28 protein-coding genes and 1 riboswitch are annotated in these 26,673 nt (G+C 57.9%); of the genes, 17 read left to right on the top strand and 11 right to left on the bottom strand.

Features of this window, described 5'->3' with window-relative positions:
* The first annotated feature begins 204 nt into the window (after nucleotides 1–204).
* From AB1805_00650 to AB1805_00640, 3 genes are all read left to right on the top strand, one after another.
* Nucleotides 205–1,356, top strand: coding sequence for an FAD-dependent oxidoreductase (locus AB1805_00650; GenBank protein MEW5743934.1), 1,152 nt, complete (start codon nucleotides 205–207; stop codon nucleotides 1,354–1,356).
* Nucleotides 1,357–1,372: 16 nt separating this feature from the next.
* Nucleotides 1,373–1,594, top strand: coding sequence for a rhodanese-like domain-containing protein (locus tag AB1805_00645; protein ID MEW5743933.1), 222 nt, complete (start codon nucleotides 1,373–1,375; stop codon nucleotides 1,592–1,594).
* 69 nt (nucleotides 1,595–1,663) lie between these two features.
* A complete protein-coding gene (locus AB1805_00640) occupies nucleotides 1,664–2,230 on the top strand; it encodes a ferritin family protein (protein MEW5743932.1) in 567 nt (188 codons plus the stop codon).
* A 60-nt stretch (nucleotides 2,231–2,290) separates the two neighbouring features.
* Here the strand turns inward: AB1805_00640 and AB1805_00635 are convergent, their stop codons facing one another.
* The gene (locus AB1805_00635) at nucleotides 2,291–3,844 is read right to left on the bottom strand and encodes a S1 RNA-binding domain-containing protein (GenBank protein ID MEW5743931.1); all 1,554 of its coding nucleotides are present in this window, start codon (nucleotides 3,842–3,844) and stop codon (nucleotides 2,291–2,293) included.
* 203 nt (nucleotides 3,845–4,047) lie between these two features.
* Here AB1805_00635 and AB1805_00630 point away from each other — a divergent pair, with 203 nt between their 5' ends.
* From AB1805_00630 to AB1805_00600, 7 genes are all read left to right on the top strand, one after another.
* Entirely contained in the window at nucleotides 4,048–4,215 is a 168-nt protein-coding gene (locus tag AB1805_00630; GenBank protein MEW5743930.1) for a hypothetical protein, read from the top strand.
* Nucleotides 4,216–4,378: 163 nt separating this feature from the next.
* Nucleotides 4,379–5,083 carry an FKBP-type peptidyl-prolyl cis-trans isomerase gene (locus tag AB1805_00625; GenBank protein MEW5743929.1) on the top strand — a complete coding sequence of 235 codons (705 nt, stop codon included), beginning with the start codon at nucleotides 4,379–4,381 and terminating at the stop codon, nucleotides 5,081–5,083.
* A 133-nt stretch (nucleotides 5,084–5,216) separates the two neighbouring features.
* On the top strand, nucleotides 5,217–6,449 hold the full coding sequence (locus tag AB1805_00620) for an HD domain-containing phosphohydrolase (protein MEW5743928.1): 1,233 nt from the start codon (nucleotides 5,217–5,219) through the stop codon (nucleotides 6,447–6,449).
* A 7-nt stretch (nucleotides 6,450–6,456) separates the two neighbouring features.
* Nucleotides 6,457–7,167, top strand: coding sequence for a 16S rRNA (uracil(1498)-N(3))-methyltransferase (locus AB1805_00615; GenBank protein ID MEW5743927.1), 711 nt, complete (start codon nucleotides 6,457–6,459; stop codon nucleotides 7,165–7,167).
* 175 nt (nucleotides 7,168–7,342) lie between these two features.
* On the top strand, nucleotides 7,343–7,714 hold the full coding sequence (locus AB1805_00610; protein MEW5743926.1) for a TraR/DksA family transcriptional regulator: 372 nt from the start codon (nucleotides 7,343–7,345) through the stop codon (nucleotides 7,712–7,714).
* Nucleotides 7,715–7,948: 234 nt separating this feature from the next.
* Nucleotides 7,949–8,650 carry a response regulator transcription factor gene (locus AB1805_00605; GenBank protein ID MEW5743925.1) on the top strand — a complete coding sequence of 234 codons (702 nt, stop codon included), beginning with the start codon at nucleotides 7,949–7,951 and terminating at the stop codon, nucleotides 8,648–8,650.
* A complete protein-coding gene (locus AB1805_00600) occupies nucleotides 8,643–9,989 on the top strand; it encodes an ATP-binding protein (protein MEW5743924.1) in 1,347 nt (448 codons plus the stop codon). Before AB1805_00605 ends, AB1805_00600 begins: the two co-directional genes overlap by 8 nt.
* A 14-nt stretch (nucleotides 9,990–10,003) precedes the next feature.
* On the opposite strand, the gene AB1805_00595 is transcribed toward AB1805_00600, so the two are convergent.
* From AB1805_00595 to AB1805_00575, 5 genes are all read right to left on the bottom strand, one after another.
* The gene (locus tag AB1805_00595) at nucleotides 10,004–10,159 is read right to left on the bottom strand and encodes a hypothetical protein (protein MEW5743923.1); all 156 of its coding nucleotides are present in this window, start codon (nucleotides 10,157–10,159) and stop codon (nucleotides 10,004–10,006) included.
* A gap of 179 nt (nucleotides 10,160–10,338) precedes the next feature.
* Nucleotides 10,339–10,827, bottom strand: coding sequence for a signal peptidase I (gene lepB / locus AB1805_00590; GenBank protein MEW5743922.1), 489 nt, complete (start codon nucleotides 10,825–10,827; stop codon nucleotides 10,339–10,341).
* A gap of 57 nt (nucleotides 10,828–10,884) precedes the next feature.
* The gene (locus AB1805_00585; protein MEW5743921.1) at nucleotides 10,885–12,747 is read right to left on the bottom strand and encodes a right-handed parallel beta-helix repeat-containing protein; all 1,863 of its coding nucleotides are present in this window, start codon (nucleotides 12,745–12,747) and stop codon (nucleotides 10,885–10,887) included.
* A 130-nt stretch (nucleotides 12,748–12,877) separates the two neighbouring features.
* Entirely contained in the window at nucleotides 12,878–13,678 is an 801-nt protein-coding gene (locus AB1805_00580) for a hypothetical protein (GenBank protein ID MEW5743920.1), read from the bottom strand.
* Between the two features lie 5 nt (nucleotides 13,679–13,683).
* The gene (locus tag AB1805_00575) at nucleotides 13,684–13,881 is read right to left on the bottom strand and encodes a hypothetical protein (GenBank protein MEW5743919.1); all 198 of its coding nucleotides are present in this window, start codon (nucleotides 13,879–13,881) and stop codon (nucleotides 13,684–13,686) included.
* A 146-nt stretch (nucleotides 13,882–14,027) separates the two neighbouring features.
* Between AB1805_00575 and AB1805_00570 the strand changes: the two genes are divergently transcribed.
* Complete coding sequence (locus AB1805_00570) at nucleotides 14,028–14,180, top strand: hypothetical protein (GenBank protein ID MEW5743918.1); 153 nt, start codon at nucleotides 14,028–14,030, stop codon at nucleotides 14,178–14,180.
* Nucleotides 14,181–14,348: 168 nt separating this feature from the next.
* On the opposite strand, the gene AB1805_00565 is transcribed toward AB1805_00570, so the two are convergent.
* Together AB1805_00565 and AB1805_00560 are read right to left on the bottom strand one after the other, a co-directional pair.
* Nucleotides 14,349–14,948 (bottom strand): PEP-CTERM sorting domain-containing protein, encoded by a 600-nt coding sequence (locus AB1805_00565; GenBank protein MEW5743917.1) that lies wholly within the window; start codon nucleotides 14,946–14,948, stop codon nucleotides 14,349–14,351.
* A gap of 409 nt (nucleotides 14,949–15,357) precedes the next feature.
* Nucleotides 15,358–18,573, bottom strand: coding sequence for a BTAD domain-containing putative transcriptional regulator (locus AB1805_00560; GenBank protein MEW5743916.1), 3,216 nt, complete (start codon nucleotides 18,571–18,573; stop codon nucleotides 15,358–15,360).
* Nucleotides 18,574–18,866: 293 nt separating this feature from the next.
* Between AB1805_00560 and AB1805_00555 the strand changes: the two genes are divergently transcribed.
* The 3 genes from AB1805_00555 to AB1805_00545 all read left to right on the top strand — a co-directional run bounded on the left by AB1805_00555 (nucleotide 18,867) and on the right by AB1805_00545 (nucleotide 20,120).
* On the top strand, nucleotides 18,867–19,247 hold the full coding sequence (locus tag AB1805_00555) for a hypothetical protein (protein MEW5743915.1): 381 nt from the start codon (nucleotides 18,867–18,869) through the stop codon (nucleotides 19,245–19,247).
* Between the two features lie 32 nt (nucleotides 19,248–19,279).
* Nucleotides 19,280–19,594, top strand: a complete 315-nt coding sequence (locus AB1805_00550; protein MEW5743914.1) for a cytochrome c3 family protein — start codon at nucleotides 19,280–19,282, stop codon at nucleotides 19,592–19,594.
* A gap of 142 nt (nucleotides 19,595–19,736) precedes the next feature.
* Complete coding sequence (locus AB1805_00545; GenBank protein MEW5743913.1) at nucleotides 19,737–20,120, top strand: hypothetical protein; 384 nt, start codon at nucleotides 19,737–19,739, stop codon at nucleotides 20,118–20,120.
* Nucleotides 20,121–20,228: 108 nt separating this feature from the next.
* Here AB1805_00545 and AB1805_00540 read toward each other — a convergent pair whose 3' ends face one another.
* The 3 genes from AB1805_00540 to AB1805_00530 form a co-directional block, all read right to left on the bottom strand.
* Nucleotides 20,229–20,810: a Maf family protein gene (locus AB1805_00540; protein MEW5743912.1), complete on the bottom strand. Its 582-nt coding sequence runs from the start codon at nucleotides 20,808–20,810 to the stop codon at nucleotides 20,229–20,231.
* A gap of 65 nt (nucleotides 20,811–20,875) precedes the next feature.
* A complete protein-coding gene (locus tag AB1805_00535; protein MEW5743911.1) occupies nucleotides 20,876–22,045 on the bottom strand; it encodes an NAD(P)/FAD-dependent oxidoreductase in 1,170 nt (389 codons plus the stop codon).
* Nucleotides 22,046–22,198: 153 nt separating this feature from the next.
* On the bottom strand, nucleotides 22,199–23,959 hold the full coding sequence (locus tag AB1805_00530) for an ABC transporter ATP-binding protein (protein MEW5743910.1): 1,761 nt from the start codon (nucleotides 23,957–23,959) through the stop codon (nucleotides 22,199–22,201).
* A gap of 275 nt (nucleotides 23,960–24,234) precedes the next feature.
* Nucleotides 24,235–24,321: riboswitch (cyclic di-GMP riboswitch) on the bottom strand.
* A 306-nt stretch (nucleotides 24,322–24,627) separates the two neighbouring features.
* Between AB1805_00530 and AB1805_00525 the strand changes: the two genes are divergently transcribed.
* From AB1805_00525 to speB, 3 genes are all read left to right on the top strand, one after another.
* Entirely contained in the window at nucleotides 24,628–24,999 is a 372-nt protein-coding gene (locus AB1805_00525; GenBank protein MEW5743909.1) for a hypothetical protein, read from the top strand.
* A 71-nt stretch (nucleotides 25,000–25,070) separates the two neighbouring features.
* A complete protein-coding gene (locus AB1805_00520) occupies nucleotides 25,071–25,628 on the top strand; it encodes an arginine decarboxylase, pyruvoyl-dependent (protein MEW5743908.1) in 558 nt (185 codons plus the stop codon).
* A 9-nt stretch (nucleotides 25,629–25,637) separates the two neighbouring features.
* Nucleotides 25,638–26,564 (top strand): agmatinase, encoded by a 927-nt coding sequence (gene speB / locus AB1805_00515; GenBank protein MEW5743907.1) that lies wholly within the window; start codon nucleotides 25,638–25,640, stop codon nucleotides 26,562–26,564.
* The last annotated feature ends 109 nt before the right edge of the window (nucleotides 26,565–26,673 follow it).

Here is a 26,673-nt window from a genome sequence, read left to right as displayed (position 1 = left end):
GCGCGTCCGATGTCTCTATCCCCCCTTTAAAGAACTAAAGACAGCAGATAAGGCGTTCAGCTATAAAGCAACTGACGAATTGTATCTTATACCGTTTTCGAAAATGTTGTAAAGGTGAGCCCTGCCGGGGGTCTTGCATCCTGCGTCTCCAGAGCCTAGAATTATAGTGTACGCTTTTTCGATCCGAAAGCAGAGGCGGAGCTCATGGCACGACACCTTGTCTTTGTCGGCGGCGGTCACGCGCATATGACCGCACTTCTGAAATGCAGCGAGTATGTGCAGCGCGGCCACCGGGTGACGCTCGTCAGTCCCGATGCCTACCACTACTATTCGGGGATGGGTCCCGGCATGCTCTCCGGCATCTACCGGCCCCGGGACATCCGTTTCAATATCAGGAAAATGGCCGGAGACCGCGGCGCCTCGTTCATCGAGGACAGGGTGGTGCGGGTCGATCCTGCCCGGCGCTCGCTTATGCTGCAGTCGGGAAAGACGGTATCCTACGATGTCGCCTCTTTCAATACCGGCAGCTCCGTTCCTGCCGGAGCTCTCTCCGGAGCCGTCGGGGGCTCCGGAGAGAACGTATATCCCGTAAAGCCGATCATCAATCTCCTGAAAGCGCGGCAGCGCATTCTCGAGGCCCTGTCGTCCTCCTCGTCTCCCGGAGCGCTCGATATCGTGGTTATCGGCGGAGGACCCGCCGGGGTCGAGATCGCTGCGAATGCCTGGAGGCTCGTGCATGACAACGGCGGAGCGGCCCGCATCACGATCGTAGCAGGCAAACGCCTGATGGGCGGTCTCCCCGAGAAGGTCTGCTCGCTCGTAAGGCAGTCGTTCCTGAAAAGGGGCATCTCGGTCATCGAGGGCTTGCGGGCCGAGAGGGTAGAGAAAGATACGGTGCTTCTGTCAGGCGGAGGGGAGCTCCCCTTCGATATCGCGTTCATTGCGACCGGCGTCAGGCCGTCGTCGCTCTTCAGGGATTCCGGCCTCCCGACAGGAAAAGACGGCGGGCTGCTGGTGAACGACCGCCTGCAGTGCGTCGATTACCCCGAGCTCTTCGGCGGCGGCGACTGCATCAGCCTGCAGGGCCATGACCTCGCCAAGGTCGGCGTCTATGCGGTAAGGGAAAATGAAATTCTGTTCCACAATCTCCTGGCAGCGCTCGAGGGGGGTACTATGAGGCGCTTCGAGCCGCAAAAGACGTATATGCTCATCTTCAACATGGGAAACGGCAAGGGCATACTCTGGAGAGATACGACGGTGCTCGACGGCAGGCTCGCGTTCATACTCAAGAATTATATCGATAACAAATTCATGAAAAAATTCCAGGTCTCGGGAGAACGGAAAGAAACGGGATAAGGGAAGGCGACAGGATATGGGAATACTCGACTATTTCAGACCGGTAGAGACGATGACTGCGGAAGAGGTGAGGAAGCTCTTGAAGGAGAAACGGCCGGACGAATACAATCTCGTCGACGTGCGCCAGCCTAAGGAGTACGAGCGGGGCCATCTCCCCGGAGCGCAGCTGATACCTGTCGGGGAGCTGCCGGAACGCCTCGGCGAGATCGACCGCAGCAAACCCACAATCGCCTATTGAGGATCGGGCGTACGCAGCCGTGCCGCTGCGTCGGTCCTGGCGAACGCCGGTTTTACGGAAGTCTACAGCATGGAAGGAGGCATCAGGGCATGGGAGGGGTTGACTGCTGCGGGAGCGCCCGATTCGGGCATGGCCTATTTCGGCGGAGCGACCCGTCCCGACGAGCTCATCGCCCTCGCCTGGGTGCTCGAGGAGGGCTCGCGGAAATTCTATTCAGAGGTCTCCGTTCTCCTTGGCGATCACGAAGCGCGTCAACTCTTTACCGATCTCGCCGCTGCGGAAGAGCACCACAAGGAAGCGCTTTCGCGCCTGTACCGGGAGCGCTCGGGCAGAGCTCCCGGCCCCGGCTTCCCCGGGGAGCTCCTGCCGGCCGGGGCATCGACGCCGGAGACATCGATAAATGATCTCATGGAAGGGGGCATGAGGATAAGCGACGCCCTGTCATGGGCAAAGGGGAGCGACGCCGGAGGGATCCTCGAGCTCGCCATTTCCCTCGAGACGAATTCCTACGATCTTTACCTGAAAATGGGGCGTGAGGCTGCCGACGAGGAGTCGAAAAAGGTCTTCACCGCCCTGTACACCGAAGAGAAGGGCCACCTGAGCAGACTCGCGGGATTATTGGACAAGAAGTTCTAATAAAAAAGCCGGGAGCCGGAATTCGGAATGAATTCCGGCTCCCGGCTTCTGAACTCTTCTTTATTTGAAGGTTATATTCTTTTCCTTCATCTTCGCCTGGAGCATCTCGCCGAGGGTCCCCATGCCGCCCGAGGACTTCTCCTCTTTCTTGACCGACTCGCGGTACTGCTTGTATTCATCCTCTTCGACCCTGTCCATGATCTTCTTGCGGCTCAACAGCACTTTGCCCTTGTCGGTATCCACTTCGAGGACTACCGCCTGCATGGCCGACCCTGCAGGGAACATCGAGCCGTGGTCCGCTCCCCGCGCAGTGCCCATCTCGGAATTCGGCACGAGCCCGCTCAGGCCATCGCTGTTCTTCACGAAGATACCGAACGGCATCACCTTCTCGACGGTCCCTTCGAAGCGCTCCCCTGCAGCGGGCAGGACGACCTTCTTCGGCTCCTGCTTCGGCTGGAGCGAGAGCGAGAGCTTCCTGCTCTGGGGATCGACGGCGATCACGTATGCTTCGACCTGCTGACCGGTCTGGACCACCTCTTTGGGATGGTTGATTCTCCTGCCGGCGCCGAGGTTCGAGACATGAACGAGCCCGTCGAGCCCGGGCTCGAGCGCGACAAACGCGCCGAACGGCGCAAGCCTCACGATAGTGCCGTTCACCTTGCTCCCTACGGGATACCGCTCTGCCGCAGCAGCCCAGGGGTCTGCCTGGAGCGCTTTGAGACTCAGGGTAAGGCGGTTGGCCTCCCAATCGATGGCGATCACCTTCGCCGTCACTTCCTGTCCCGCAGCGAGCATATCTCCCGCCTTGTCCACCCTGCCCCAGGAGAGCTCGCTCATCGGGATCAGGCCGTCGATGCCGCCGAGGTCTACGAAGGCGCCGAACTTCTGGAGCGACCGCACCCTGCCGGGCACTTCCATTCCCACGGCGAGCGTCTCTTTCAACGCAGCGACGCGGGCCGCCCGCTCCTGCTCCAGCACGGCGCGCCGCGATACGACCACGTTGCGGCCGTCATTCTTGTACTCGATCACCTTGAAGGGAAACGTCTGCTTCAGGTAGGAGCCGCTCTCCTGCCGTCCCCTGCCGTCGATCTGGGATGCGGGGCAGAAGCACCGGACACCCCCGATCGAGACCTCGAAGCCGCCCTTGACCTCGGCCTTGACCTCTCCCATGATCGGCATTCCGGACTCGTAAGCCTCGCGTACCGCGGTGAGCTTCACCGAGGAATAGCCGTTCACGAGCGTCGTCAGGTGCTTGACGCCGTCCTGGACGGAAAGGAAGAAGGCCTCGATCTCGTCGCCTTCCTTCACTTTGGGAGCGCCCTGCTCGTCGAGGAGCTCGCTCAGCGCGATGACTCCCTCGCTCTTGCCGCCGAGGTCGATGTAAACCGAATCGCCGGCGACGCTGATGACCTTTGCCTTTATCTTTGCACCCGGCTCGAGCCGCACGGCAGGCTTGGTGCTCTGCTCGAACAGCGCTGCGAAGCTCTCCTCCTGTCGGGGTTCGGAGCTCTCCGCCGGGGGAGCATCGTTCATGGTGATCGGACCGGCCTGCTGCGGAGCCTCGGCTGACGGGCCCGCAGGCAGCGCCTCATTGGTAATGGTTTCTTCTGACATGGTGTTACCTCTCAGTTAGTTTTAGCATGTATGGCTTGATCCCGCCACTGCAGCGGCGATACTGCCCGCACAGGGGAGTTTCGCTGATCGAAACGGTAATCTAAAGTTTAATGTATTTGAGCATATCGAGTCAAATGCGCGCGCGACCCGCTGCCCCGCGCTCCTCTTGAGTACGGGAAAAAGTAGTGTATAATTGAGAGAGCATGGACAAAAAAGAGCAGGAGCCCCGGAAGAAAAACCCCTGTCCCGACTGCACCTTCTGCCAGTGCTGCAGCGAGTCGCGCTGCGCCCTGTGCCGTCCTCCGGGAGATAAAAAGAAGAAGCGGGAGCAGAGGCCGAAGGTGCACCGGCCGCTCTTTCGCTCCTCGTGAGCAGCGCCTGCCCGCGGCATGCGGCGGGCAGGCTTGCAAATTTGTTCCCGCACTCTTTACTATGGGGAGAACGGCCGCGATACCGGCGTCCGCAGCGCAGCAGCAGCCGATCAGAAAGAAGGACTTTGTATACACGATCCACCACCAAACGAAAGGAGAAACTATGAAACGTCTCATCACCGCAGTCGTCGCCGTCGGCCTCATGGCATCGCAGGCCTGTGCAGAAGAAAAGACGGTGCTGAAGGACCAGAAGGACAAGGTCAGCTACAGCATCGGCCTCGACATCGGCAAGAGCTTCAAGAAACAGTCGATCGAGGTGAATTCCGATCTCCTGTTCAGGGGCATCAAGGACGGCCTCGCCGAAGCGAAGCCGCTCATGACCGACGAGGAGATGCGCGCCGCCATGATGGCCTTCCAGCAGGAGCTCATGGCGAAGCACACCGAAATGCAGACGAAGCTCGCAGAGAAGAACAAGAAGGAGGGCGAGGCCTTCCTGGAAGCGAACAGGAAGAAGGAGGGCATCAAAACGACGCCGAGCGGCCTCCAGTACAAGGTCGTCAAGGAGGGTGACGGCCCGACGCCGAAACCGACCGATACGGTCACCGTGCACTATACCGGCACCCTGATCGACGGCACCGAGTTCGACAGCTCCTACAAGCGCGGGCAGCCCGCGTCGTTCCCGGTCAACGGCGTCATCCCCGGATGGACCGAAGCGCTGCAGCTCATGAAGTCCGGCGCGAAGTGGCAGCTCGTCATCCCCGCAGACCTCGCCTACGGCGAACGCGGCGCCGGTCAGCAGATCGGTCCCAACGCGGTGCTCGTATTCGATGTAGAGCTCCTTTCGGTCAAAGAGGACAAGCACCCGTAACCGCAGTACACCCGCTGAAGACAGCAGGAGCCGGAGAGCGGCCTCCTGCTGTCTTCAGGCGCTCCCGCCCTTCCCTTTTTAGACCGGACCTTTTACAATAAGTCATGCTCAGGGCAGGTGCAGGGTCGCGTCGATGATTACGAAGCTCAAGAAAGACGGCAGAGCATACCTCGCCATACATCCCGAGCTGCTCATCATCGGCTCATCCCTTCCGTTCGACGTCTATGTACGGGTGGACGACGTCATCAAGCCGCTCTTCAAGAAGGGGATGCGCCTCGCGCCGACCACCCGGACGATCCTGAAACAGAAGGGCATCGCCGAAATCTATGTCGACAATTCCCAGAGCGCGGCCCTGCTCCTCTATCTCAGGAACAAGCTCAGAGGAAACCTTCCCGATTTCGATCTCCGCGAGTTCCTCCGCTATTCGTCGCTCAAGGAGGAGCACCACCAGATCGAACGGGCGCTGCTCTCTCCCGGAACGCAGATCACCTTCAGCCTCTTCCTCCTGAGCGGGCTCTCGGTCATTCCCCTCGTCGAGGCGACCGTCGCGAATCCCGCGAAGATCGACAAAAGGACCGTCAGCGCGCAGGGAGACCTCATCATCAAAAAATCGGATATCCCCCTCTACAATAAATTCATCGATACTGTTCTGTCCTCAGCGCTGGTATCGGAACGGGGGGAGTGGAGCGTTAAGGAGATCGCCCTCAGGGAGAAGTCGAAGATCGTCATACGGAATGTCATCGACGATCCCCGGAGCGGCGAACGCATCAAAGAGGCGCATGTCCTCGTGACGAGCATCGTCGATTGCATCCTGAACAGGAGAAGCGCCCTCTACAACCTCCTCTCGATCGAGCAGTACGATTACTACACCTATACGCATTCGGTGAACGTCGGCGTGCTCTCGATCGGCCTCGGCATAGAGACCGGCATGGACAAGAAAGAGGCGCATTTCCTCGGGCTCGGCGCGCTCCTGCACGATGTCGGAAAGAATACGATCCCTCCCGAGATTCTGAACAAGGAGGGAAAACTGAGCGATATCGAGTACCAGCTCATACGGACCCATGTGGAAGAGGCGCGGAGGATACTGTCCGGGCAGAGGGCCTTCCCGCTCGAGTCCTTCTCTGCCGTGCTCGAGCACCACGAGCGCCTCTCCGGCAAGGGCTACCCGAGGGGACTGTCGGCCGACCGGATATCGCTCTTCGGCAGGATCACCGCCATAGCCGACTGCTATGACGCCCTCACCACGCAGCGCCCCTACCGGACCGCCTTTACTCCCTTCTACGCCCTCTCGGTCCTGGTCAACGAGATAGAGGATTACGACCCGGCGCTCCTGGAGCGGTTCGTGCTGATGCTCGGCAAGCTCTGAGCGCGCCGTGAACCTCATCCTCCTCTCCGAAGACGATTTTATCGAGCCGCCGCACCGCGTGCGGCTCCGGGGCCGGCGCTTCACCCATATCGCCGAGGTGCATCGCGCCGCTGCCGGCGACGAGCTCGCAGTCGGGCTCCTGAACGGTCCGGCCGGTACGGGCCGCATTGTTTCGGTTGCTCGCGATTCCATCGACATGGAGCTGCATCTCGACCGCACGCCGCCTCCTCCCCTGCCGGTGACGCTCGTCCTCGCCCTGCCGCGGCCCAAGGTGCTGAAGCGGGCGCTCGTCGCCGCAGCAACGCTCGGCATAAAGCGCATCTTCTTGATCAATGCCTATCGCGTCGAAAAGAGCTTCTGGAAAAGCCCCGTCATGAGCCGCGAGAACGTGCGCGAGTATCTGATGCTCGGGCTGGAGCAGGCGCGCGATACGGTCATGCCCGATGTTTCGCTGCGTCCGCGCTTCAAACCGTTCGTAGAGGACGAGTTGCCGGAGATCGCGCGGGGCAGCATCGCCCTTGTGGCCCATCCCGCTGCATCCGATCCCTGCCCCCGGTCCGTGCAGCGGCCCGTCGTCGCTGCGATCGGTCCCGAGGGGGGCTTCATCCCCTACGAGATCGACCTCTTGCGCGCATGCGGGTTTACCAGCGTCTCGCTCGGCGCACGCATCCTCCGCGTCGAGACAGCGCTCCCCTTTTTCATAGCAAAGCTGTTTTAAGCCTCCTTTAAGGCACTAATTCCTTGACATCATATTTTTTTCAAACCTCTGCGTCACTATATTGACAGTCACTATTTTTGTCTGTATAGTTTGTAAATATAGCCTCTGCAGAAGCTCGTGCATCTTCAGAATTCACCCAAACATCACTTCCGCCTCACCAAACAAGGAGACGACCATGGACCCCAAACGGAAATCAAACCTGATGGCTATTCTGCACCATAAAAAGGACGAGCTCCTGAGCAATTCGAAGAGGGAGATGACCAAGTTCATCAATGTGGACTGCCGGCAGTCGTACGGCTCCGGGACCGAGGACGGTGATGTTTCGGCGTCGCTCCAGATCGAGGATGTCAGCATCAGCACCATGAAGGTACGGAACCGGATGCTGCGGCAGATCGATAACTCGCTGCAGCGATTGAAAGAAGACAGGTACGGCATCTGCGAGGAGTGCGGCGAGGATATCGACGAGAAGCGGTTGAATGTCATGCCCTTCGCGCTCCTCTGTATCGATTGCCAGGAAAACCGGGAGATGATGGAAAGGATACGCTAGCGGTTCTCTCCATCAGGCACCCGGCAGGCATCCGGCATCACGGGACACAGCTCTGCAAGGCTTACCGCGTACCCGTCTCCACGCTGCCGTTGCAAACAGCATCTCAGGCATTCTTCTGCGCCGATGCAGTATAATGAGAACGTATGCTATTGCCTGCGCAGAGGAGCACACCGCCTGCTCACCGGACCGGTGGCCTTTGTGCCCTGAAGAGCTCCCGGAGAGGAGCGCGCTAGGGTGCTGCAGCCGGTCCTTATCATCGAAGACGATCATAAGATCGCCCGCGTCGTGAAGGTCTACCTCGAAGGCGCGGGATACCGCGTCATCCACGCCGGAACCGGCAGAGAGGGGCTCGCTGCAGCAGAACGGCAGACGCCGCTGCTCGTTATCCTCGACCTGATGCTCCCCGATACTACCGGAGAGGAGCTCTGCCAGAGCATTAAAGAGAGGGGGGATATCCCCGTCATCATGCTCACCTCCAAGGCTTCCGAAGAGGAGCGCGTGGCGGGCTTCGCCCTCGGCGCCGACGACTATGTGGTGAAGCCCTTCAGTCCCCGCGAGCTGGTCTACCGGGTGAAGGCTTTGCTGAAGAGAGTCCAGAAGGCCGACTTCGATGCCGCTGCGCCCCTGAGCTTCAACCGGGGGGCGCTCGTCATCGACGGCCAGACCTATGCGGTCACCCGGAACGGCGTCACGGTCGACCTGACGCCAACCGAGTTCAAGATCCTCCACACCATCGCCGCGCACCCGGGAAAAGTCTTTACCCGGGAAGAGCTCGTCGATAAGGCGCTCGGCTATCAGTTCGAAGGATACGAACGGAGCATCGATGCTCATATCAAGAATATCAGGCACAAGATCGAAGCAGACCCGCGAAACCCCTCGCTGATACTCACCATCTACGGCGTCGGTTATCGCTTCAGCGGAAAGCGGGATGATTAGAAGCCTCTGGATAAAGTTCTTCCTGCTCCTCGTCGCCGTCTCGCTCATCGCGATGTCCGCCTCGCTCCTCCTGCGCGAGCTCATGCTCAGGGACTTCCGCGAATACCTCGAAGGAGAGCGTGAGGACCGGGTATCCTGGGTCACCGCGGCCCTCGAAGGCGCCTACGAACAGCGGGCCGGCTGGGATCGCGAGCGTGTCGTCGACCATACCCTGTGGGCGCTCATGCTCGGCGTCACCATGCGGCTGTACGATGCCGACGGCGCGCTCATCACCGACACCGACCGGGCCGTCGCCTCGCTCTCGCCGCTCGTCAAAAAGAGAATCGCCTTCCTCTCGGCCCCGGACGGCCTTGGCAGGAGCGGCCGCTTCGTGCCCTATCCGCTCTTCCTCGGCGGCAGGGAGATAGGCAGGCTCGAAGTGCAGTTCCTTCCTCCCCGCAAGGAGGCGCTCTTCGTGAGGAGGTCCAACTGGTTTCTCCTCGCCTCGCTCGCCGCGCTCGGCGGCAGCGCCATACTCCTCAGCATCGTGTTCTCGAAGCGGCTTACCAATCCTGTCAAAGGGCTCACCGATGCGGTCACCTCGATCAGCGAGGGCAATCTCAAGAGCAGGGTCGTCGCCTCGGGAAGCGACGAGATCGCCCGCCTCTCCGACGCCTTCAACCGGATGGCGCACCGCCTCGAGATGCAGGAGTCGCTCAGGAAAAAACTGACCGCGAATATCGCCCATGAGCTGCGCACACCCCTGAGCGCCATGAGGGGAGAATTGGAGGGCATGGTCGACGGCCTCATTCCGGCGGACCGGGAGCACCTCCAGTCGCTCTATGCAGAGATCGGCAGGCTCAGAAACATCATCGAAGGCATCGAGGAGCTTTCCCGTGCCGAAGCGAGCAGCCTCACGCTCCACCGCCAATCCATCGAGCTCTGCCCGTTCCTCGCGAATATCGCGGAACGGTACAGGAAGATCTTCAGCGACAAGGGGATAACCCTCGAATGCCGCTGCCCTGATGCGATAACGCTTAACGCCGACCCCGAGAAGCTGAGCCAGATCGTGATCAACCTCCTGGGCAACGCGCTCAAAGCTACGGAGCGAGGCGGTACGGTCGCTGTTTCTGCTTTCGTTAGCAATGCGGCTGCCGTCATCGAGATCGCCGATACCGGATGCGGGATTGCCGGAGAAGACCTGCCGTATATCTTCGAGCGCTTTTACCGTGCGTCGAGAGGCGGCCTCGGACTCGGACTCACCATCGCCAAAGAGCTCGTCGAGGCCCACGACGGAACCATCGCCGCCCGGAGCGAGGCCGGAAAAGGATCGACCTTCACCGTAACACTGCCGCTATAATCATTATTGGGGGATTAGAGATAAAGCCACAGTAACGCCCCGAGCCCGAACAAGCAGGCGAGGACCACTGCTGCAAGGATAAAGAAGACGGACTGCCACCTGCCCGGCCTCTTTTTGAGCTTCGAGGGGTTCCCTACCATCCCGAAGGTTTCGTGCTGCTCCATCTTCATACCCGTAGTATATCCTATTCAGGCCGCTGTTGGGGTACTGTTTTATTAGTTCTTTATGTTACCAGGTCGAAGCGGAGGCATATAATCGCAGGCACGCAGCAGCCGAGGTGACCTCTCCTCACTATCGCGTACTAGGATTGCTTACTGAGGTGCGGACTGCCTTGAGAACTCTCCACTGCTTATGGCGCCTCATTATTGGAAAAGCTCTTCACTACTGAGACAACCCTCCCTTTGATGTGGTCCGAGGAGATGAGCCCGAGCCTGCCGCTGTCTCTGCTGTTGCGGGGATTGTCGCCGAGGATGAGATAGTACCCTTCGGGTATGCGATTGCCGAAATGCTCGATCTGTTTGATAGTCGATTGCCACCGCTGTCGATCGATTTCCCGGACCTTCTGCCCGTTTACCCACGCGGCATTGTCCCTGAACTCCACCCGGTCACCCGGAATCGCAGCTGCCCGCTTCACCATCGGAACCGGTGAGGCGGTGAAGCTGATCGCTACAAGATCGCCGCGCTGCACAGGGTCTTTTGCGTCGGTGTCGACGATGACTTTATCACCGGACACAAGGGCAGGGGACATCGAGTCCCCTGCCACCGTGTACTCTTTCACTTCCGCCCATGAGGCCAGCGGAAGGTGAAGCATCAGCGTGATCCACAAAAAGCATTTCATGACTGCTCGAACCGTTGACTGTCGTCTGCTTCTGTTTTCACCTTGCACGCTCAACAGCTATTTTACGTTCAAGCCGAATACGCACGTAGTGCAGGTGCTTATATTTGTGTAGCCGCCGTTCGAATCATTATTGCCGTACGCCGTATTGCCCTCGACAAGACTATGGCCTATTAGACGAATACCGTACTCACCGTTACCGTTCGCTGCGTTATTCCTTACAATTGAGGTGCTGCCTGCCGATATGCCGTCGCCGGAGTTGGATCTCGCCGTATTGCCGCTTACTGTTGAGCCCTCAGTTACATATATGCCGTCATTCCCATTACCATATGCTGTATTGCCGCTTACTGATGAGCCATCTCCTGTAGCTATGCCTATGCCCGTATTACTATATACCGTATTGCCGCTTACCACTGCTGCTCCATAAGCTGCATATATGCCATTTGCCCCATTGTCATTTGCAGTGTTGTTGCTTACAATTGAGCTCCTTCCTACTAATATGCCGTAAGTCCCATTACTATATACCGTATTGCCGCTTACTGTTGAGCCATCTCCTGCATATATGCCGGTAGTCCCATTACCGATAGCTAAGCACTCATGGATAAAATTAGCCCGCCCCTCTAAGAAAATACCATAAGCTCCGTTGTCCTGCACCCTCATACGTATGATCCGGTGTCCATATCCGTCAGTATATAGCCCAGATATTCCATTATTTCCAAATCTTACAACCGTCCCGTTTTTGATCTCGACATTGCGCGATACATTCAAAATACGGATTCCATTGAAGCTGTTGCCTGTTTTCCCGGGGCCGCTCATAGTGAATCCGTTGAAATCGATGGTCACATTGTGGACATATACAGTGATGCCCTCCACAGCAGAGGAGAGATTAGCTGTGAGATAGTATGAGCCGGGAGCGCTGATATTGTAGGGCAGGGAAGAGATCGGGGTCCTCACCTCATCAGAAGCAGCGGTAATGATGTCCGCTGCACGCTTCCCTTCCAGGGTAACTGCATTCACATTCGTGACATTCTTTCCATCACCGCTGAATGCATTCCCTGTAACGGTGCCGGTAATGGTAGCACTCCCTGTAATGGTAGCATTCCCCGTCACGGCAACGGTGCCCGTAACGTTAACATTCCCACTTGTCGTCTGGTCGCCATCAATATACGTATTGCCGAGAAAGTATCCTGCATAGCCGGTCGTTTTAGCAGCATAACCAAAGACACCGATGCCTTCTGTGGTAAAGCCGGTAACGCCATTGCCAACGGGAGATGTTCCCCGTATGGCGTCGCCGCCGCTATTATGGAGATAGAGGGCATCCTGACCACTTGCTATGTTTGCTGCATAAGGAAACGTCATAGTTCCTGCCGGTCCTTGCGGTCCTTCAGGCCCCATAGGACCCTGCGGGCCTGTCAATCCGGTATCTCCCTTCGGTCCTTGCACTCCCTGAGGTCCGGTCGGTCCAGCAGGACCTGTTAGACCCTGGATTCCTTGCTCTCCCTGAGGACCGGCCACTCCGGCTGCACTGAACAGGGCATAGGGCACTACGCCCAGCTTCTCCCTGGTCCCGATCACCGCTCCATTGCTCTCCACCTGTACCCATAACTGCTCTGAGAAGTCCACCATCTGTGAATCAAATGAAGCAGCATCTCCCAAATAGGTACTGATGAGCCGTGTCGTGTTCACTACCGCTATGTTCTTGCTCTCCACCCATACCCTCATGCCCCCTGTCTCCGCATCCCAGAGGCTGAAGGTGAAGACGACCGGTGTCGCCGTCGCGCTCGTGGTGGGAGCGCTGCTGAGCTTCTTCTGATAGTACAGCTGCTTCGTCACTGCCGCCGCATCCGCCTGTTCCACCGACCCTGTCATCATGACTGCACAAAGAATGAATAGACTGAGTAGTGCAATTACCTTCTGTCGCATCGTTCGTTTCTCCTTTTTCCTTCTCGTTGTATCTGTATCACTATATCTCTCAGTCATTGGGGCAACCACCCCATTTCTGCGGTGACTGCCCCAGACGTTTACTGCATGCTACCCTTTAGAGAAAACACCACTATGGCATGGGCGGTGTGCTTTGTCCATCGCTATTATAGCCCCAGCAGGCGACGGTGCCGTCGGTCTTCACTCCGCATGTATGGCTGGTACCAGCAGTCACCTGTAAGAAAGTGCCTGCACGCGGTGTGCTTTGACCATAGTTATCATTTCCCCAGCAATCGACGGTACGATCGGTCTTTACTCCACAAGAATGGGTACTGTAAGTAGCCACCTGTGTGAAAGCGCCCGCAGGCGGTGTGCTTACCCCATAGGCATTATTACCCCAGCAATCGACGGTGCCGTTGGTCCTCACGCCGCATGTATGGCTGCTCCCGGCAGCCACCTGTGTGAAAGTCCCCGCAGGCGGTGTGCTCTCGCCAGCTAAATTAGCTCCCCAGCAGGCGACGGTGCCGTTGATCCTCACGCCGCATGCGTGAAAATCACCAGTAGACACTTGTGTGAATGTACCCGTAGGCGGTGTGCTTTGACCATAGTTATCATTTCCCCAGCAATCGACGGTGCCGTTGGTCCTCACGCCGCATGTATTGCCAATACCAGCAGACACCTGTTTGAAAGTCCCTGCAGGCGGTGTGTTTTGTCCATAGTTAGTCCATCCCCAGCAGGCGACGGTGTGGTCGGCCCTCACGCCGCACGTATGGAACACCCCAGCAGACACCTGTAGGAAAGTGCCCGCAGGCGGTGTGCTTTTACCAGAGTAATTACTTCCCCAGCAGGCGACGGTACCGTCGGTCTTCAGGCCGCACGTATTGTCATCCCCTGCATCCACCTGGGTGAAACTGAGCAGTCGTGCACGAAGCATGGCATCTATCTCTGCTTTTGAATAGTATTGCGACATGTCTGGAGCCGGCCCTTGTGGACCCTGAGGGCCTTGCGGTCCCGTATCTCCTTTGTCTCCTTTGTCTCCTTTATCACCTTTGAGCCCCTGATGCCCCATCGGCCCTGTTTCGCCCTGTACGCCTTGTGGTCCCTGCGGTCCTGCAGGCCCCGGTACTCCGGGCACATCGCTCTGTGCGCTCCACAGTGCATAAGGGACTACGCCCAGCTTCTCTCTCGTCCCTACCGCTGCTCCGTTGACTTCCACCTGCACCCATAACTGCTCCGAGAAGTCCACCTGGTAGTTGTCGAACGCTGTCGAGTCTCCCAGATACGTGCTGACCAGACGTGTCGTGCTCACGACCGAAATAGGCTTGCTCTCGTACCACTTTACCGTCCCTCCGCTCTCCGCATCCCAGAGGCTGAAGGTGAAGACGACCGGGGTCGCCGTTGCGCTCGTGGTGGGAGCGCTGCTGAGCTTCTTCTGATAGTACAGCTGCTTCCCCACTTCCGCTGCCCCTGCACTCTCTACTGCTCCCGATATGAAGACTGCACAAACTAAAACTAGACTGAGTAGTACCGCTGTCTTCTGCCTCATCGCTCTTTTCTCCTTTTATGTAATTTTTCAGTATCTACAGTAATAATTCTGAACCGCTTTAACCCTGCCGCTTTGCCCTGACCATTTTTCTTGCTCCTATAATGCCGATCAACCCTACCCCCAGAAGCACCACGGTGCCCGGCTCGGGAACGGCAGTTGGAACATCGGGACCCGTCACCGAGACGTCATCAAGGTTGATGAACGACTGTGAATCGAAGAGGCCGAAGGTGAGCAGTGATCCGGTTGATGCTGCCTGCACGGTGAAGGAATACAACATATACTCCTGCTCAAAGAAATTCTCCATGTTCAGAACAGGAGCGTCGTCCCACAGGGCCGTGAACCAGTTGAACGGCTCTTCAAAAGGATTGCCCTGCGTGTCCCTGCTCATCCAGAAGCTCAGTGTATACTGCTGCCCTGCAACGGTCGGAAGGCTCTGCTTTATGTAAGTTGCATCGGACGTCGGGCCGGCGTAAAAGCCATAACTCCCGGTGTGCGGCATGAAGCTATCCACACCTGAATAACTCATATCGCCGTAGTGGGACCATCCGCTCACGTCCCCTGTCTCGAACCCGCCGTTTGTCATCAGCTCAAGGGCATGGGCTGCTGTTCCCTGCATCAGGATAGCTACAGCAAGGATGAATAAAATCTTCTTCCACATCGTAATAATTCCTCCTGGTTTTTTTCTTTGCTCCGCTCTCTATCCGGCTCTGCATCTCTCCCTCGCTGCACTTCTTCACCTCTTTGCCCGTATCCAAAAAATGAGCCTGAAACGGCCTTTATACGGTATCACACGGCTGCTTACGGATTGGTTACATATCTCTGAGAGCGTGTCTTAAAAGTCCATCTACTGCGGTCGGCTACAGATTTCCCGTGCTGCGTTGTCGGGGAGAAAGAGTCCTCAACGTAGCTCTGCTACGCCTCCGGGCTCTTCTCCCCTGCCGCCTTGCCCGGCACATCTTCGCTCGACCTCGTCACGAAGGACTTTTAAGACACGCTCTGAGTCGCGGAGAGAGGTATGGTGCGAGGAATTATGGAATTGCGTTAAAAGGAGAGTACTTATGAGATGGTCAGCTCTTCAGGATGTCGTCTCGAAGCGCATCGGTCTGGGGCAGCGGCATTACTCCCAGCACCGCCTCGAGCACGGCTTTGCATCGCTCATATACCGACAGGGCATCCGACCTCCATCCCAGTCGGTGATAGCACAGCATAAGACCCTGATAAAGGTCTTCGGCAACATCGACGATATCGATCCCTTTCCGATAATATTCCGCTGCCTTCTCCCATTCCCCTTCCTTACTATACGAATGAGCTGCCGCTCTGATGCCGGCGAGAAAGGAGCCCCTGAGTCGTTCGCGAAGGGAGAGCGTCCAATTCTTGTTCAGGTCGCCGGGCAGGAAATGCCCCTTGTACAGGGAGATCGCTTTATCGATGAGGTCCCTTGCCGTATCTGTCGGCGCTCCGGCGTCTGATGGTTGTCGAGTGCTCTTTTCGAGGAGGTGCTCGAATGCCCACGCATCCACCCAGCAGTATTTCCGGTCAAGACTGACTGCATGCCCCTGAAGCTGAATCACCCTTTCATTTCCGATCAGCTTTCGCAGGCGATGGAGCGTTGTGGTGAATGCCACATGGGCGGTATCGCCGTCGGCATCCGGCCATAAGAGGTCGGTCAGCTTCTCCTCCGATATCTCCTTGCCTCCGAACGCTATGATCGCCTTGAGCATGGCAAGGGGTTTTTTCTGCACCTTTCCTGAAAAGAAGAGCGGCTTATCATCTTTCACGATCTCGAACTGCCCGAGAGTGTATATTTTCAAAGGCCACGGCCAGTATTCGAGTCGGTGCACTGCTTCCTCCTCGGGAGGTTCAAGTTTGCATGTTCTGATGAGATTCCGCACATGCCCGGTCTCTATGCCGGCCTCAAGCGCATGCACGCACAAGCGTGACAAAACCTTCGTCGGGAACCACCACGTCATATAGAAATATCTGTTTTCCCTTCCCAGGCGCAGCGCAGCTTCCAGAAACCCCAGACCCTCCGCGTCCCTGCTCCCGTCAAAGGCAAACTGGGTCTTAACCAGGAGGCATGCATAGCGGAGCTGAACACTTTTTGCCCGGTTCGCTAATTCATATGCCTTGGCAGTTAAGGCATTCGCCTCCTGATCCCGACCCTGCTCATGAAACAGTTGGGCTGCAGCCAGACGGGCCTGTATGATGGGGAAAATGTATCCGGTCTCCTCGGCTAGCCGCAGGGCCTCGACTGCATCTGCTGCGGCCCGTGACATATCTCCTTTCAGGTAGTAATACCAGCTGGAGAGGTAGAGGTAGTGGGAATAGCCGTTCCCCTGCCGGTCACGAAGGACACTCTCTTTCTTCCTGAGAAAATGGGATGCTGTTGCAAGATCATTTTGAATAAGGGAAACATAGACCCCCATGGCAAAAAGCATGTGGTCCCATACATGTATCCCTGTCGTCTCGGCAAGCTCAAGGACCCGTGAAATTTGGCTGAGCGCCGAATCAACGGATGCTCCGGAGGTGATGGAGAACGCTGTTTCAAGCCAAAGCCAGGTGATTGTCGTTAGAGGAGACACGTCCGGTAAACTGGCAGAACCGCGGATTTCTTCAAGTGCACTTGTCGCCTTGCTGAAATCGCCTACCCATGCGTAATAATTGACTGCAGAGGAAAGGGTCCGGATACGGAGATTGATGTCCGGTGCCTGCCGCGCAAGCGATAACGCCCGCTCCAGCCATTGCGGAAGGTCGGACCTCCAGGGCTGCCGTATCATCAGCGCGATAGTCATGCTCAATGACACCCTCAGCTCGACTTCAGGAGATGAAAAGGACGGCCCGCTCTGCATATAGCTGGAGAATTGTTCGATCCAGTAATCGAGAGGCATGGAATCGTTCCAATCAAAAAGTAAGGTATCCACGGCGCCTGACCATGACAGAAAGATTCCTGTCGAATCCTTCTGCTCTTTGAAAAGGTGAAATGCTTGCTCAAAAAGCCTGCCGCTTTCCCCAGGGGTGAAAGGCATCCGGCAGATGCCGAGCCAATAGAGGAGCCAGGGTGAAGCGTTCAGCCGCTCTCCGGGAATCCTTTCAATCCACTCCTGAAGGGTCCCGCTCCTCCCCTGCACCGCAAGGAGCACGGCGCTGCCGAGGATTAATTGTTCAAGCCCGGCCCAATCTTCCGCATCTCCGAGCAGCACGGCAGCGTCCTCCACATCTCCTGATTCCCCCAATAATCCGGCTGCAGTGCTTCGCAAGGCGGACAACTCATCGCGGCTGAAGACATCGCCCGCTTTGGCCAAAAGAAATTCCCGGAATAACGGGTGATATTGATAAACGGGATGGTGATGAGAATGCCGATCGGTAAAATAGTTATTCTTGTTCAAATCGGATAAAAGGCGACCTGCGTTATGCATCCCGGTTAGCCGTTCTGCCGTACGGGGAATCATCTTTGGCAACACCGAGGTTTTGAGGAGAAACTCCTGCACCTCTTTCGCCGCTTTACTAAATATCTCTCCGGCAAAATAGTCGAAAATTACGGAATACGACTGTGTGCCTGTCTCACGGTAATCTATACCCTCTATCTTCGCGCTTTCGAGCATCAGTACCATACCGGCTGCCCATCCCTCCGTCTTTTCGTGCAGCGCTTTAATGGATTCTCGATCCAGCACGCTATGCCTGAGAGCAAACTGCAACGACTCATCAAATGTAAAGCGAATATCACCGTACGAAAGGAAACTGACCTTATGAGCAGCACGGAGACGGGCAAATGCAGGCGGCGGTTCACTTCTGCTCAGGATCATCACGTTTATTCCATCAGGGAGAGCGCTTAGGCCGCAGCTGACGATATCGTGAAACGTGGACTTGTCCTGCACCTCCTGATAGTTGTCGAGGACGACTACAAAGGGGGTTTTAAGACGGCCGTACAGCTCTTCAAAATAGCGTCTCGTGAAGACCGGGAGCCCTCCAAGGTATTCCGGGGTCAGCAGCGGCAGCGGCTTGTTCTTTTTCGGCGCCACTGCTCTTGCCGCCACTCCCATATAATAAAAGAACGTAGCGAAGTCCGTATCCCCTTCATCCACTTGATACCAGAGGCAGGGTAGCCTGCGCGTATCGAGATAGCTCGCGACAAGGGTGGTTTTGCCGGAGCCGGCAGGCCCCTCAATCCAGGTAATCGGTTCATTACGGCGTCCATCAAGCAGACGGAACAGTCGCTCTCTTGAGAGGGCTCCGGAAGCTTTAGGACGTGTTATTTTTGCTACAGAAGACTGCTGCACAGACATATCCCCAAGTATGTAGTCCGTCTAGTTTACAAACCATTTGCACTATTTTCAATGGCCCAAGCCGGGTGACCTCTTTTCTCCCTCTTCACAATTCTTCATACTCTCTTCGCGCTCCTTTCATACCGCTCTGGTATTCTGGAATCAAGAAAACGCAGCAGGCATGGTGAGCGGAGGTGAGCATGAAAGGAGGTGGCAGTGAAACGGTACCGCTCGATAATGCTGCAGCACCTGTCCCCCGGAACAGCCGGGGGCAGAGAATAACCGAGAGGTGGACATCAAGAAGGAGGAATATCATGAAGACGATCGTATCATTCATCCTGGTGGCGGTCCTGGCATGCGGGTTTCTCTTTATGGGAAGCGCGGAAGCAGAGGCGATGAACAATGAATCGGCGGCGATGCTCGCCGGCGCCATCGCTATCTTCGGGAAACCCATGCTCCAGGCGGTGGTAAGGGAGATCTCGCCGGCGCAGCCGGCCTATGCCGCGTCCTACCCGTCGTATACGGAGACGAGGGAGATCATCTATGTAACGGATGATCGTCCGCACCACAAGCACTACCGCCATCGGAATAAGGCCTATGAGCGCGGATGGCGTGACGAGTGGCGGGAGCGCGCGTATGAGCGGGGGCGGGCGGACGCCCGGAAGAGATATCGCCACCACGATTGCGATGATTAGGAAAAGAGCAATAAAACCGAAAGGAGAATGAGATGAAACTGGCAGCAGCAGTGGCTCTGGGTATGGCATTGATGCTCGTGACCGGGAGCGCCTTCGCGGTCCCTGCAGGGAAGACCCTCGAATGGAACAGCACGGCGGGCAAAGTAGTCTTCGACGGGAAGTCGCATGCCGAGAAAGGGATCAAATGCGCAGAATGCCACACCGGCGTCTTCCCGATGAAAAAGGGAGGGACGACGATGACCATGGAATCCCTCAACAAAGGCACGTTCTGCGGCGCCTGCCATAATGGGACAAAGGCGTTCGGAACGAACGATCCGGCCTCCTGCGCCAAATGCCATAAGAAGTAAGAGCACTAGAGGAAGGGGGCGGGGCGCCCCCTTCCCGCATACCAAACCCGGTATGCATTGACCTGGACGCAAGCACCTTCTATAATGTACGAAACGCAGCCGAAGCGACCGATTCCGCCGTCGAAAGGAGAGAGACGCCTTCATGAAAGGGATAGCGTGGAGACAATGCGGCCTTGTCATCATGCTGCTGCATGGGGCGGGAATCGTCCTTCCGGGCGCTGCCGACGCAGCCGGCCCTTCCTTCCCCGTACTGCTTCCCCCGGCCGTCCATGCCGCCGACAGCAGGGCCGAGCGCTCCCCCTATGGCGGCTCCAGGACCAGCACCTACGGAGAGAAGCGCGCCGTCACCTCGGCCCGGGAGGCTGAACAGATCATCAGGGAATACTTTTCGAAGAGAAAGGTTAAGATCGGCGAGGTCAGGGAGCGCGAGGTCTACTACGAAGCAGAGATCAGGGACGGCAGCAACGAGCTTATCGATAAAGTCATCGTCGACAAGAGGACCGGAAGAATACGATCGATCTATTAAGGCAAACTCGAAATGTGAAACTCGAAATCCGAAACGCTGAACTCGAAACGCTAACCTCGAAACCCAATCCGTGCTTAGGATTTCGTGCTTAGGATTTCGGATTTGCTTTTAGAGGATGGTAATGCCGAATTTCTTCAGTCCTTCGGCGAGGGCGCTCACGGGCAGGCCGATTACATTGAAGTAGTCCCCTTCGATCTTCCTGACGAGCACCGATCCCAGGCCTTGAATCGCATAAGCCCCTGCTTTGTCCAGGGGCTCCTTTGTATCGACGTAGGCATCGATCTCTGCTGCGGCAAGCCTCCTGAACCAGACCTTCGTCTCGACAGAGCGGGAGAGCCGGCGCTCCGCTCCGGTATCCAGAATGGTGAACCCGGTGATGACCGAATGCCTCTTGCCGCTGAGCAGAGCGAGCATCTTCCGGGCCTCCCCGGGAGTATGGGGTTTGCCGAGCAGCTTCCCCCTGAAGACAATGAAGGTGTCGGCTGCGATAACAAGCGAATCATCGTACTTTCCAGCTATCGCCCTCGCCTTCTCCGCCGAGAGGTAGCGCGCAAGGGCATGAGGAGCCTTCCCGATGCTCATATCCTCCTCATAGTCGCTCGGGTCCACGGTAAAAGAGAGGCCGATGAGCCTCAGGAGCTCCCGTCTCCTCGGCGATGCCGATGCAAGGACTATCTTTCTCTTCTGCATTGTTCTCCCGTAGCGGTAAATAACCGGGTAATTATAACAAAAAGAGGTGCCGTTCCCCTCACGGACTACGCAGAACGGCCCGCAGCGTATCCCGACGACCACGCCCATTGGAGGTTGTATCCTCCGAGCTGCCCCGTAACATCGACCACTTCCCCGGCAAAGTAGAGCCCCGGTACCTTCCGCGCCTCCATCGTCTTCGAAGAGAGCTCATCGGTATCGACACCGCCGCGCGTCACTTCAGCCGTAGCGTAGCCTTCGGTCCCTGCCGGATACAGCTCCCAGGCATGGAGCCGCTGCGCGATGGCATCGAGCTCCTTGGCGGAGTACGCAGCCATCGGTCTCTCCCAGCCGTGGAGGCTGCACCAGGTATGGGCAAAGCGCCGGGGAAGAGAGCTCGAAAGCAGCGTAGCGAGAATCGCCCTGCTCTGCCGGCGCGCCGTGAGCACCGCGCGGGTGTCCACATCGGGGAGCAGATCGATCGAGAGCAGGTCTCCTCTGTTCCAGTACGACGATATCTGGAGTATGGCGGGGCCGCTCAGCCCCTTATGGGTGAAGAGTATATTCTCGCGGAATGTCCGTTCCTTGCAGCTCACCGCTGCAGGAAACGAAATGCCGGCCAGCTCGCCGAATATCCTCTGGTCCTTCCGGCTGAAGACGAGGGGCACGAGCGCGGGGTGCAGCTCCGTCACGGCAAGTCCGAAACGCCGCGCAATCGCATGCCCCAGCCCCGAAGCGCCGATATTCGGATAGGAGAGGCCGCCCGTGGCGACAATCACTGAGGAGGATCGAAAAATCCCCTTGCTCGTGGTGACGGCAAAGGCATCCCGTCGTTCGACCCCGTGCAGCGTGCAGCCGAGATGGATAACTGCTCCTGCATCGCGGCACTCCTGTTCGAGCATTCGTATGATATCGGCGGAGCTCCGCACGCAGAAGAGCTGCCCCTCCTTCCTCTCCTCGTAGGGGATGCGGTGCTGCTCGATCACCGCGATGAAATCGGAAGGACTGAACTGGGCGAGGGCGGACTTGCAGAAGTGCGGGTTCGCCGAAATGTAGTGCCCGGCCCCGGCATTGATATTGGTGAAGTTGCAGCGCCCTCCTCCGGCAATGCGGATCTTCCTGCCCGCCTTTCCCGCATGGTCCAGGACGAGCACCGATCTCCCCCGTTTCCCGGCAGTCATGGCGGCCATGAGCCCTGCAGCTCCGGCGCCTATGATTATGACATCGGCTCTCATCATCCCACCTCATCGTATTGTACCTCATGGCATCAGCCGGAATGAGCAGGGCTCTCCGCCCCTTGACCCGACGGCTGCCGGCGGTGCGTGATGAAAAGGCCCTGCGGTATGCTCCCGCAGGGCCTTTCGTTATTTACCGCTGCAGTGAAGCTCTGTTCAGGCTGCTTTGTCGAGGAGCAGCCCCCTGGTCTGGTTCTGCACGAGCGACGCATAGTAGCCACCCCGGCGCATGAGCTCCTCATGGGAGCCCATCTCCGCAATATGGCCGTCCTTGAGCACGAGGATACGGTCCGCGCCGACTACCGTCGAGAGGCGATGGGCGATGATGAAGGTCGTCCTGTTCTTCACCAGGCGGTTGAGCGCCTCCTGTACCAGCGCCTCCGACTCTGCATCCAGCGCCGACGTCGCCTCGTCGAGGATCAGGAGCGGCGGGTCCTTGAGAAGTGCCCGTGCAATATTGATGCGCTGCCGCTCGCCGGCAGAGAGACGGCTGCCCCGCTCTCCCACGACCGTCTCGTACCCTTCCGGCATCTGCGTAATAAACGAGTGTGCATTGGCCGCGCGCGCCGCCTCCTCGATCTCGCGCATTGAAGCGCCGGGCCTGCCGTAGGCGATGTTGTTGCGTACGGTATCGTTGAAAAGGAGCGCGTCCTGGAAGACGATGCCGATCCGGCGGCGGAGCGAGCGCTGCTTGAGATTGCGCACATCGACGCCATCGATGCGCACCGATCCGCCGGCGGTATCGTACAGCCGCTGCAGCAGCGCCATTAAGGTGGTCTTCCCTGCGCCGCTCGGACCGACGAGGGCGACCACTTCGCCGGGCCGCGCCCGGAAGGAGATGTCCTTGAGGATCATATCATCGGCGCGGTAGCCGAAGCTCACGCTCTCGAACGCCACCTCGCCTTTCAGCGCCTTTACCGGCTGGGCATCGGGCGCATCCACCATATGATCATGCTCGTCGAGAATCGAAAAGATCGTATCGAGCGAGACCGTTGCCTTGCGCAGGGTCTGATACACGGTGGTCAATCCCTGCACCGGGCCGAAGAGCCCCGTAATATACCCGAGGAAAGCGATCAGCGTCCCTACGGTTATCTGCCCCTTGATGACGAAGAGGCACCCGAGCGAGATCGCCGAGATCCGCGCGATCATTGCCACCAGGTTCTTGGCAGCGCCGACCTTCGAGTCCGTTCCGACACCCCGGATGACGAGGCTGTTGGTGGTGTGCACCTCGGTGAGGAACCGGCGCTTCTCCTCGTCCTCCATGGCAAAGCTCTTCACCGTCAGGATGCCCGAGAGCACCTCGTTGAACCGGGAGAATATCTTTGCCCACCGGTCGAGGAGCACCTTCTCCCGGTGCGTCTGCTCGCTCGCCGCCCACATGCCGATGAGCGCCGGGAGCGGAGCGAAGAAGAAGACCACCAGCGAGAGCCGCCAGTCGAGGCGGAACATGACGACGAGCGACAGGAGCAGGTAGACCACGCCGGGCAGCACGGTGAAGGCGAGCTCGGCAAGGGCATTGACGAAGCCGTTGATGCCGCGGTCGAGCTTGGTCATGATGCCGCCGACGCTCTCCTTCCGATGGTAGGTGAGCGGAAGCGCGTGCAGCCTGCTCACCGTCGCCTCGAGGAGCTGGTAATTGAGCCCCAGCCGCACCCGCCAGGAGAGCCAGTTCGAGAGGCCGCCGATGATTTCCCGCGATACTCCGATGAGCAGGAGACCGGCGACGCCCATGGCCAGCTTCCCGGAAGCCTCTCCTTCCAGCCTGTCGAAGAGATACTTGAGGGCCAGCGGCTCGAGCGCCTCCAGGGCCGACAGGGAAAGCGTCAGGGTAAGCACAATGGGAATCGAACCTTTATAGGGCCTTACGAAAGAGAGCGCTCGTTTTGTCTTGGCGACCCAGCTGCTGCCCTGCCACATCACGCTTTTCTCTCCGGCTGCTCCGGCATTGCAGGGAGCAGCAACAGTCCATACGGCGAGGGAAAGGGAGACAGGTGATAGAGAGATGAGGAGAAAGGATCGGGAAGGGAAGATTTCGGTTTACTGCACGGCTTCATCAGCACCTCCGGTGATGCCAGGGCATTGCTGCCCGTCGTTCAGCATGACGATTGTTACGCTGACATCAAAACCTGTCTCCTCAAGGGAAGCAGGCTCTTTCCGGAGTCTCGTTCCGCTGCCGGTAAGCAGGCCTGTTCTTCGGCAACCCGGCTGTCCCCTTCTTTTCAAGAACAGGACCCGTAGCTTTGTGCCCTCTGGTTACCCAGAGTTTACCTTTTCGGAAACATTCTGTCGTTTTGCTGTCACGACCAGTTCCTGGAACACATCGGTACTGCGGGGCTGCGACGGAGCGGCGGTGCAGGTATACAGCGCAAGAAACAGCAGAAGGAACAAACCCTTAGCACTTCCCAACAGCGGAATTATTATACGTCTTCACCGTCTTTTTTTTCAATTCCGGGGGAGAACAAAGGAGAGAGCGCTCTTGTTATTTTTCGCCGGCTTAGCGGATAATGACGGGGAACGCTGCCCTGATTGACAGCTACTGATATACATTTGTATACTAAATTTATTTTACATAAAGAAGGTGTTGTATGACGAAGATCGAGTCGATAAAAAAGCACGGGGAGTCCGCACAGGGGAGAAAAGAGCTCATGCGGTATCTCAAGGGGAAGTCCCTCAGCCTCAGCGAATCGGTCGTCGCGCGCTGCTATGACTGCATGTCCTACTATGCGGACGGCGTTGCCGACTGCAAATCTCCCGACTGCCCCCTCTACCTCTTCATGCCGTACCGGACGCTCACACGGCAAAGGAAGGCAGCGGCAAAGAGGACGGCATCGAAGAAGACGATGAACAAGAAGGCTGCGCCGCAGAAGGCCTCGATAAGGAAAATTCCCGCCCCATCGCCTGTACCCGATGCTCCGGCACGGAAAAGGAAGAGGAGCACTCCCCGCAACTCCCGCTGACGCTCATTTGCATCTCTCCCGTTTTTCCCCTAAAATTTAGATGAGACCGCAACGACCCGACGATAACGATCATGTACGTCGCCACCAAACTCTTTCTTACCAAAGGCGTTGGACAGCACCGCGAGAAGCTGGTGAGCTTCGAGCTCGCCCTGCGGGATGCCAAGATCGCCTCCTTTAATATCGTCCGGGTCTCGAGCATCCTTCCCCCGCACTGCAAGATCATCTCTGTCGAGAGAGGCCTCGAAGAGTTATCGCCCGGCCAGGTGGTCCATGCCGTCATCGCGGATACCGCGACCAACGAGTACCATCGCCTGGTCGCGGCATCCATAGGCATTGCCATACCCAAGGACCGGAACAAAATAGGCTATCTCTCGGAGCACCACAGCTTCGGCGGCAACGAAAAGACGATCGGCGACTACGCCGAAGACCTCGCTGCCCAGATGCTCGCCACCATCCTCGGCGTGGACTTCGATGTGAACGAGAGCTACAACGTGCGGCTCGACCAATGGAAGCTGAGCGGCCAGATCGTAAAGACCCGCAACATCACCCAGACCGCGATCGGCAAACGGAAGGTCTGGACGACGGTCGTGGCAGCAGCCGTGCTGATCCCGCCCAAGCGGCACAAATAGAGCGCGCGCATGCAGGCGGTTCGTCATCCACGCTTCCTCCGCCTCGACCCTGAATGGTCGTCACCCGACCGGGCAGGGGTTATCATCCTTCCCGTCCCCTACGAACAGACCACCAGCTACATTAAAGGCGCTGCTGAGGCGCCCGGCGCGATTCTCGACGCCTCACAGTATCTCGAGCTCTACGACGAGGAGCTGGACGCGGAGATATTCAGGCTCTGCGGCGGCATCGCTGCGCTTCCCGCGCTCCGCTTCGACGAGGGCTGCAGGGACGCCGACGCGGTAGAGGCGATCCGGCAGTCGGTCCAGCGGGAGCTCGACCGTAACAAGATGGTCGTCTGCATCGGCGGCGAGCACACGATCGCGATCGGGCCTGCACAGGCGTATACCGAGCGTTTCGGTGATATCTCGATCCTCCATTTCGATGCCCATTCGGACCTGCGCCAGGTCTACGAAGGGAGCCCCTACAGCCACGGATGCTCCATGGCGCGCATCTACGACTTCAACCGGAATATCGTCCAGGTCGGCATCCGGAGCCAGGGGAAAGAGGAGGCCGATTTCATCAAGGAGCATCGCATTGCGACCTTTTACGACGTGGCTATCAAGCAGGGCCGCTACGGTCCCGGGACATCATGGCACGAAGCGGTGATCGAACGGCTGCACGACGAGGTCTATATCACCTTCGACTGCGACTTCTTCGATCCCTCGCTGATCCCGGCCCTCGGCACCCCCGAGCCGGGAGGCTTCGGCTGGGACGAGACCCTCGCCCTGCTCCGGAAGCTCTCTCTCGAGAGGAGGATCGTCGGGTTCGACATCAACGAGCTCTCGCCCGCGCCTCCCTACATCCATTCGCAATTCATCATAGCGAAGCTCATCTATAAGCTGATCGGCTACATAGTTACCGGGAGAGAGAGGGCACAGAAGAGCCCTGCCCGATGAGGGACAAAGGGATCGCCTGTTCGAGGCTTCAATAGTGATTGACAGGTAATGACCGCGGTCTTACAATTTAAAGTATAAGGACGTATGTACCTCCCATGGCCGGGCCAGC

Source organism: Nitrospirota bacterium (assembly GCA_040752355.1).
GTDB lineage: Bacteria > Nitrospirota > Thermodesulfovibrionia > Thermodesulfovibrionales > Dissulfurispiraceae > JBFMCP01.
The sequence above is the reverse complement of the archived record's forward strand: the minus strand, read 5'-3'. Positions and strand labels throughout refer to the sequence as shown.

What these genes read in the sequence shown, in the direction of transcription:
- AB1805_00640 (MEW5743932.1), top strand. Translation starts at nt 1,664, where the DNA reads ATGGAAGGAGGCATCAGGGCATGGGAGGGGTTGACTGCTGCGGGAGCG.
- AB1805_00580 (MEW5743920.1), bottom strand. Translation starts at nt 13,678, where the DNA reads ATGCTTCGTGCACGACTGCTCAGTTTCACCCAGGTGGATGCAGGGGAT.
- AB1805_00550 (MEW5743914.1), top strand. Translation starts at nt 19,280, where the DNA reads ATGAAACTGGCAGCAGCAGTGGCTCTGGGTATGGCATTGATGCTCGTG.
- speB (MEW5743907.1), top strand. Translation starts at nt 25,638, where the DNA reads ATGCAGGCGGTTCGTCATCCACGCTTCCTCCGCCTCGACCCTGAATGG.
- AB1805_00520 (MEW5743908.1), top strand. Translation starts at nt 25,071, where the DNA reads ATGTACGTCGCCACCAAACTCTTTCTTACCAAAGGCGTTGGACAGCAC.
- AB1805_00630 (MEW5743930.1), top strand. Translation starts at nt 4,048, where the DNA reads ATGGACAAAAAAGAGCAGGAGCCCCGGAAGAAAAACCCCTGTCCCGAC.
- AB1805_00545 (MEW5743913.1), top strand. Translation starts at nt 19,737, where the DNA reads ATGAAAGGGATAGCGTGGAGACAATGCGGCCTTGTCATCATGCTGCTG.
- AB1805_00535 (MEW5743911.1), bottom strand. Translation starts at nt 22,045, where the DNA reads ATGATGAGAGCCGATGTCATAATCATAGGCGCCGGAGCTGCAGGGCTC.
- AB1805_00575 (MEW5743919.1), bottom strand. Translation starts at nt 13,881, where the DNA reads ATGTGCCCGGAGTACCGGGGCCTGCAGGACCGCAGGGACCACAAGGCG.
- AB1805_00560 (MEW5743916.1), bottom strand. Translation starts at nt 18,573, where the DNA reads ATGTCTGTGCAGCAGTCTTCTGTAGCAAAAATAACACGTCCTAAAGCT.
- AB1805_00610 (MEW5743926.1), top strand. Translation starts at nt 7,343, where the DNA reads ATGGACCCCAAACGGAAATCAAACCTGATGGCTATTCTGCACCATAAA.
- AB1805_00530 (MEW5743910.1), bottom strand. Translation starts at nt 23,959, where the DNA reads ATGTGGCAGGGCAGCAGCTGGGTCGCCAAGACAAAACGAGCGCTCTCT.
- AB1805_00620 (MEW5743928.1), top strand. Translation starts at nt 5,217, where the DNA reads ATGATTACGAAGCTCAAGAAAGACGGCAGAGCATACCTCGCCATACAT.
- AB1805_00635 (MEW5743931.1), bottom strand. Translation starts at nt 3,844, where the DNA reads ATGTCAGAAGAAACCATTACCAATGAGGCGCTGCCTGCGGGCCCGTCA.
- AB1805_00625 (MEW5743929.1), top strand. Translation starts at nt 4,379, where the DNA reads ATGAAACGTCTCATCACCGCAGTCGTCGCCGTCGGCCTCATGGCATCG.
- AB1805_00585 (MEW5743921.1), bottom strand. Translation starts at nt 12,747, where the DNA reads ATGCGACAGAAGGTAATTGCACTACTCAGTCTATTCATTCTTTGTGCA.
- AB1805_00600 (MEW5743924.1), top strand. Translation starts at nt 8,643, where the DNA reads ATGATTAGAAGCCTCTGGATAAAGTTCTTCCTGCTCCTCGTCGCCGTC.
- lepB (MEW5743922.1), bottom strand. Translation starts at nt 10,827, where the DNA reads ATGAAATGCTTTTTGTGGATCACGCTGATGCTTCACCTTCCGCTGGCC.
- AB1805_00555 (MEW5743915.1), top strand. Translation starts at nt 18,867, where the DNA reads ATGAAGACGATCGTATCATTCATCCTGGTGGCGGTCCTGGCATGCGGG.
- AB1805_00595 (MEW5743923.1), bottom strand. Translation starts at nt 10,159, where the DNA reads ATGAAGATGGAGCAGCACGAAACCTTCGGGATGGTAGGGAACCCCTCG.
- AB1805_00525 (MEW5743909.1), top strand. Translation starts at nt 24,628, where the DNA reads ATGACGAAGATCGAGTCGATAAAAAAGCACGGGGAGTCCGCACAGGGG.
- AB1805_00650 (MEW5743934.1), top strand. Translation starts at nt 205, where the DNA reads ATGGCACGACACCTTGTCTTTGTCGGCGGCGGTCACGCGCATATGACC.
- AB1805_00645 (MEW5743933.1), top strand. Translation starts at nt 1,373, where the DNA reads ATGGGAATACTCGACTATTTCAGACCGGTAGAGACGATGACTGCGGAA.
- AB1805_00565 (MEW5743917.1), bottom strand. Translation starts at nt 14,948, where the DNA reads ATGTGGAAGAAGATTTTATTCATCCTTGCTGTAGCTATCCTGATGCAG.
- AB1805_00540 (MEW5743912.1), bottom strand. Translation starts at nt 20,810, where the DNA reads ATGCAGAAGAGAAAGATAGTCCTTGCATCGGCATCGCCGAGGAGACGG.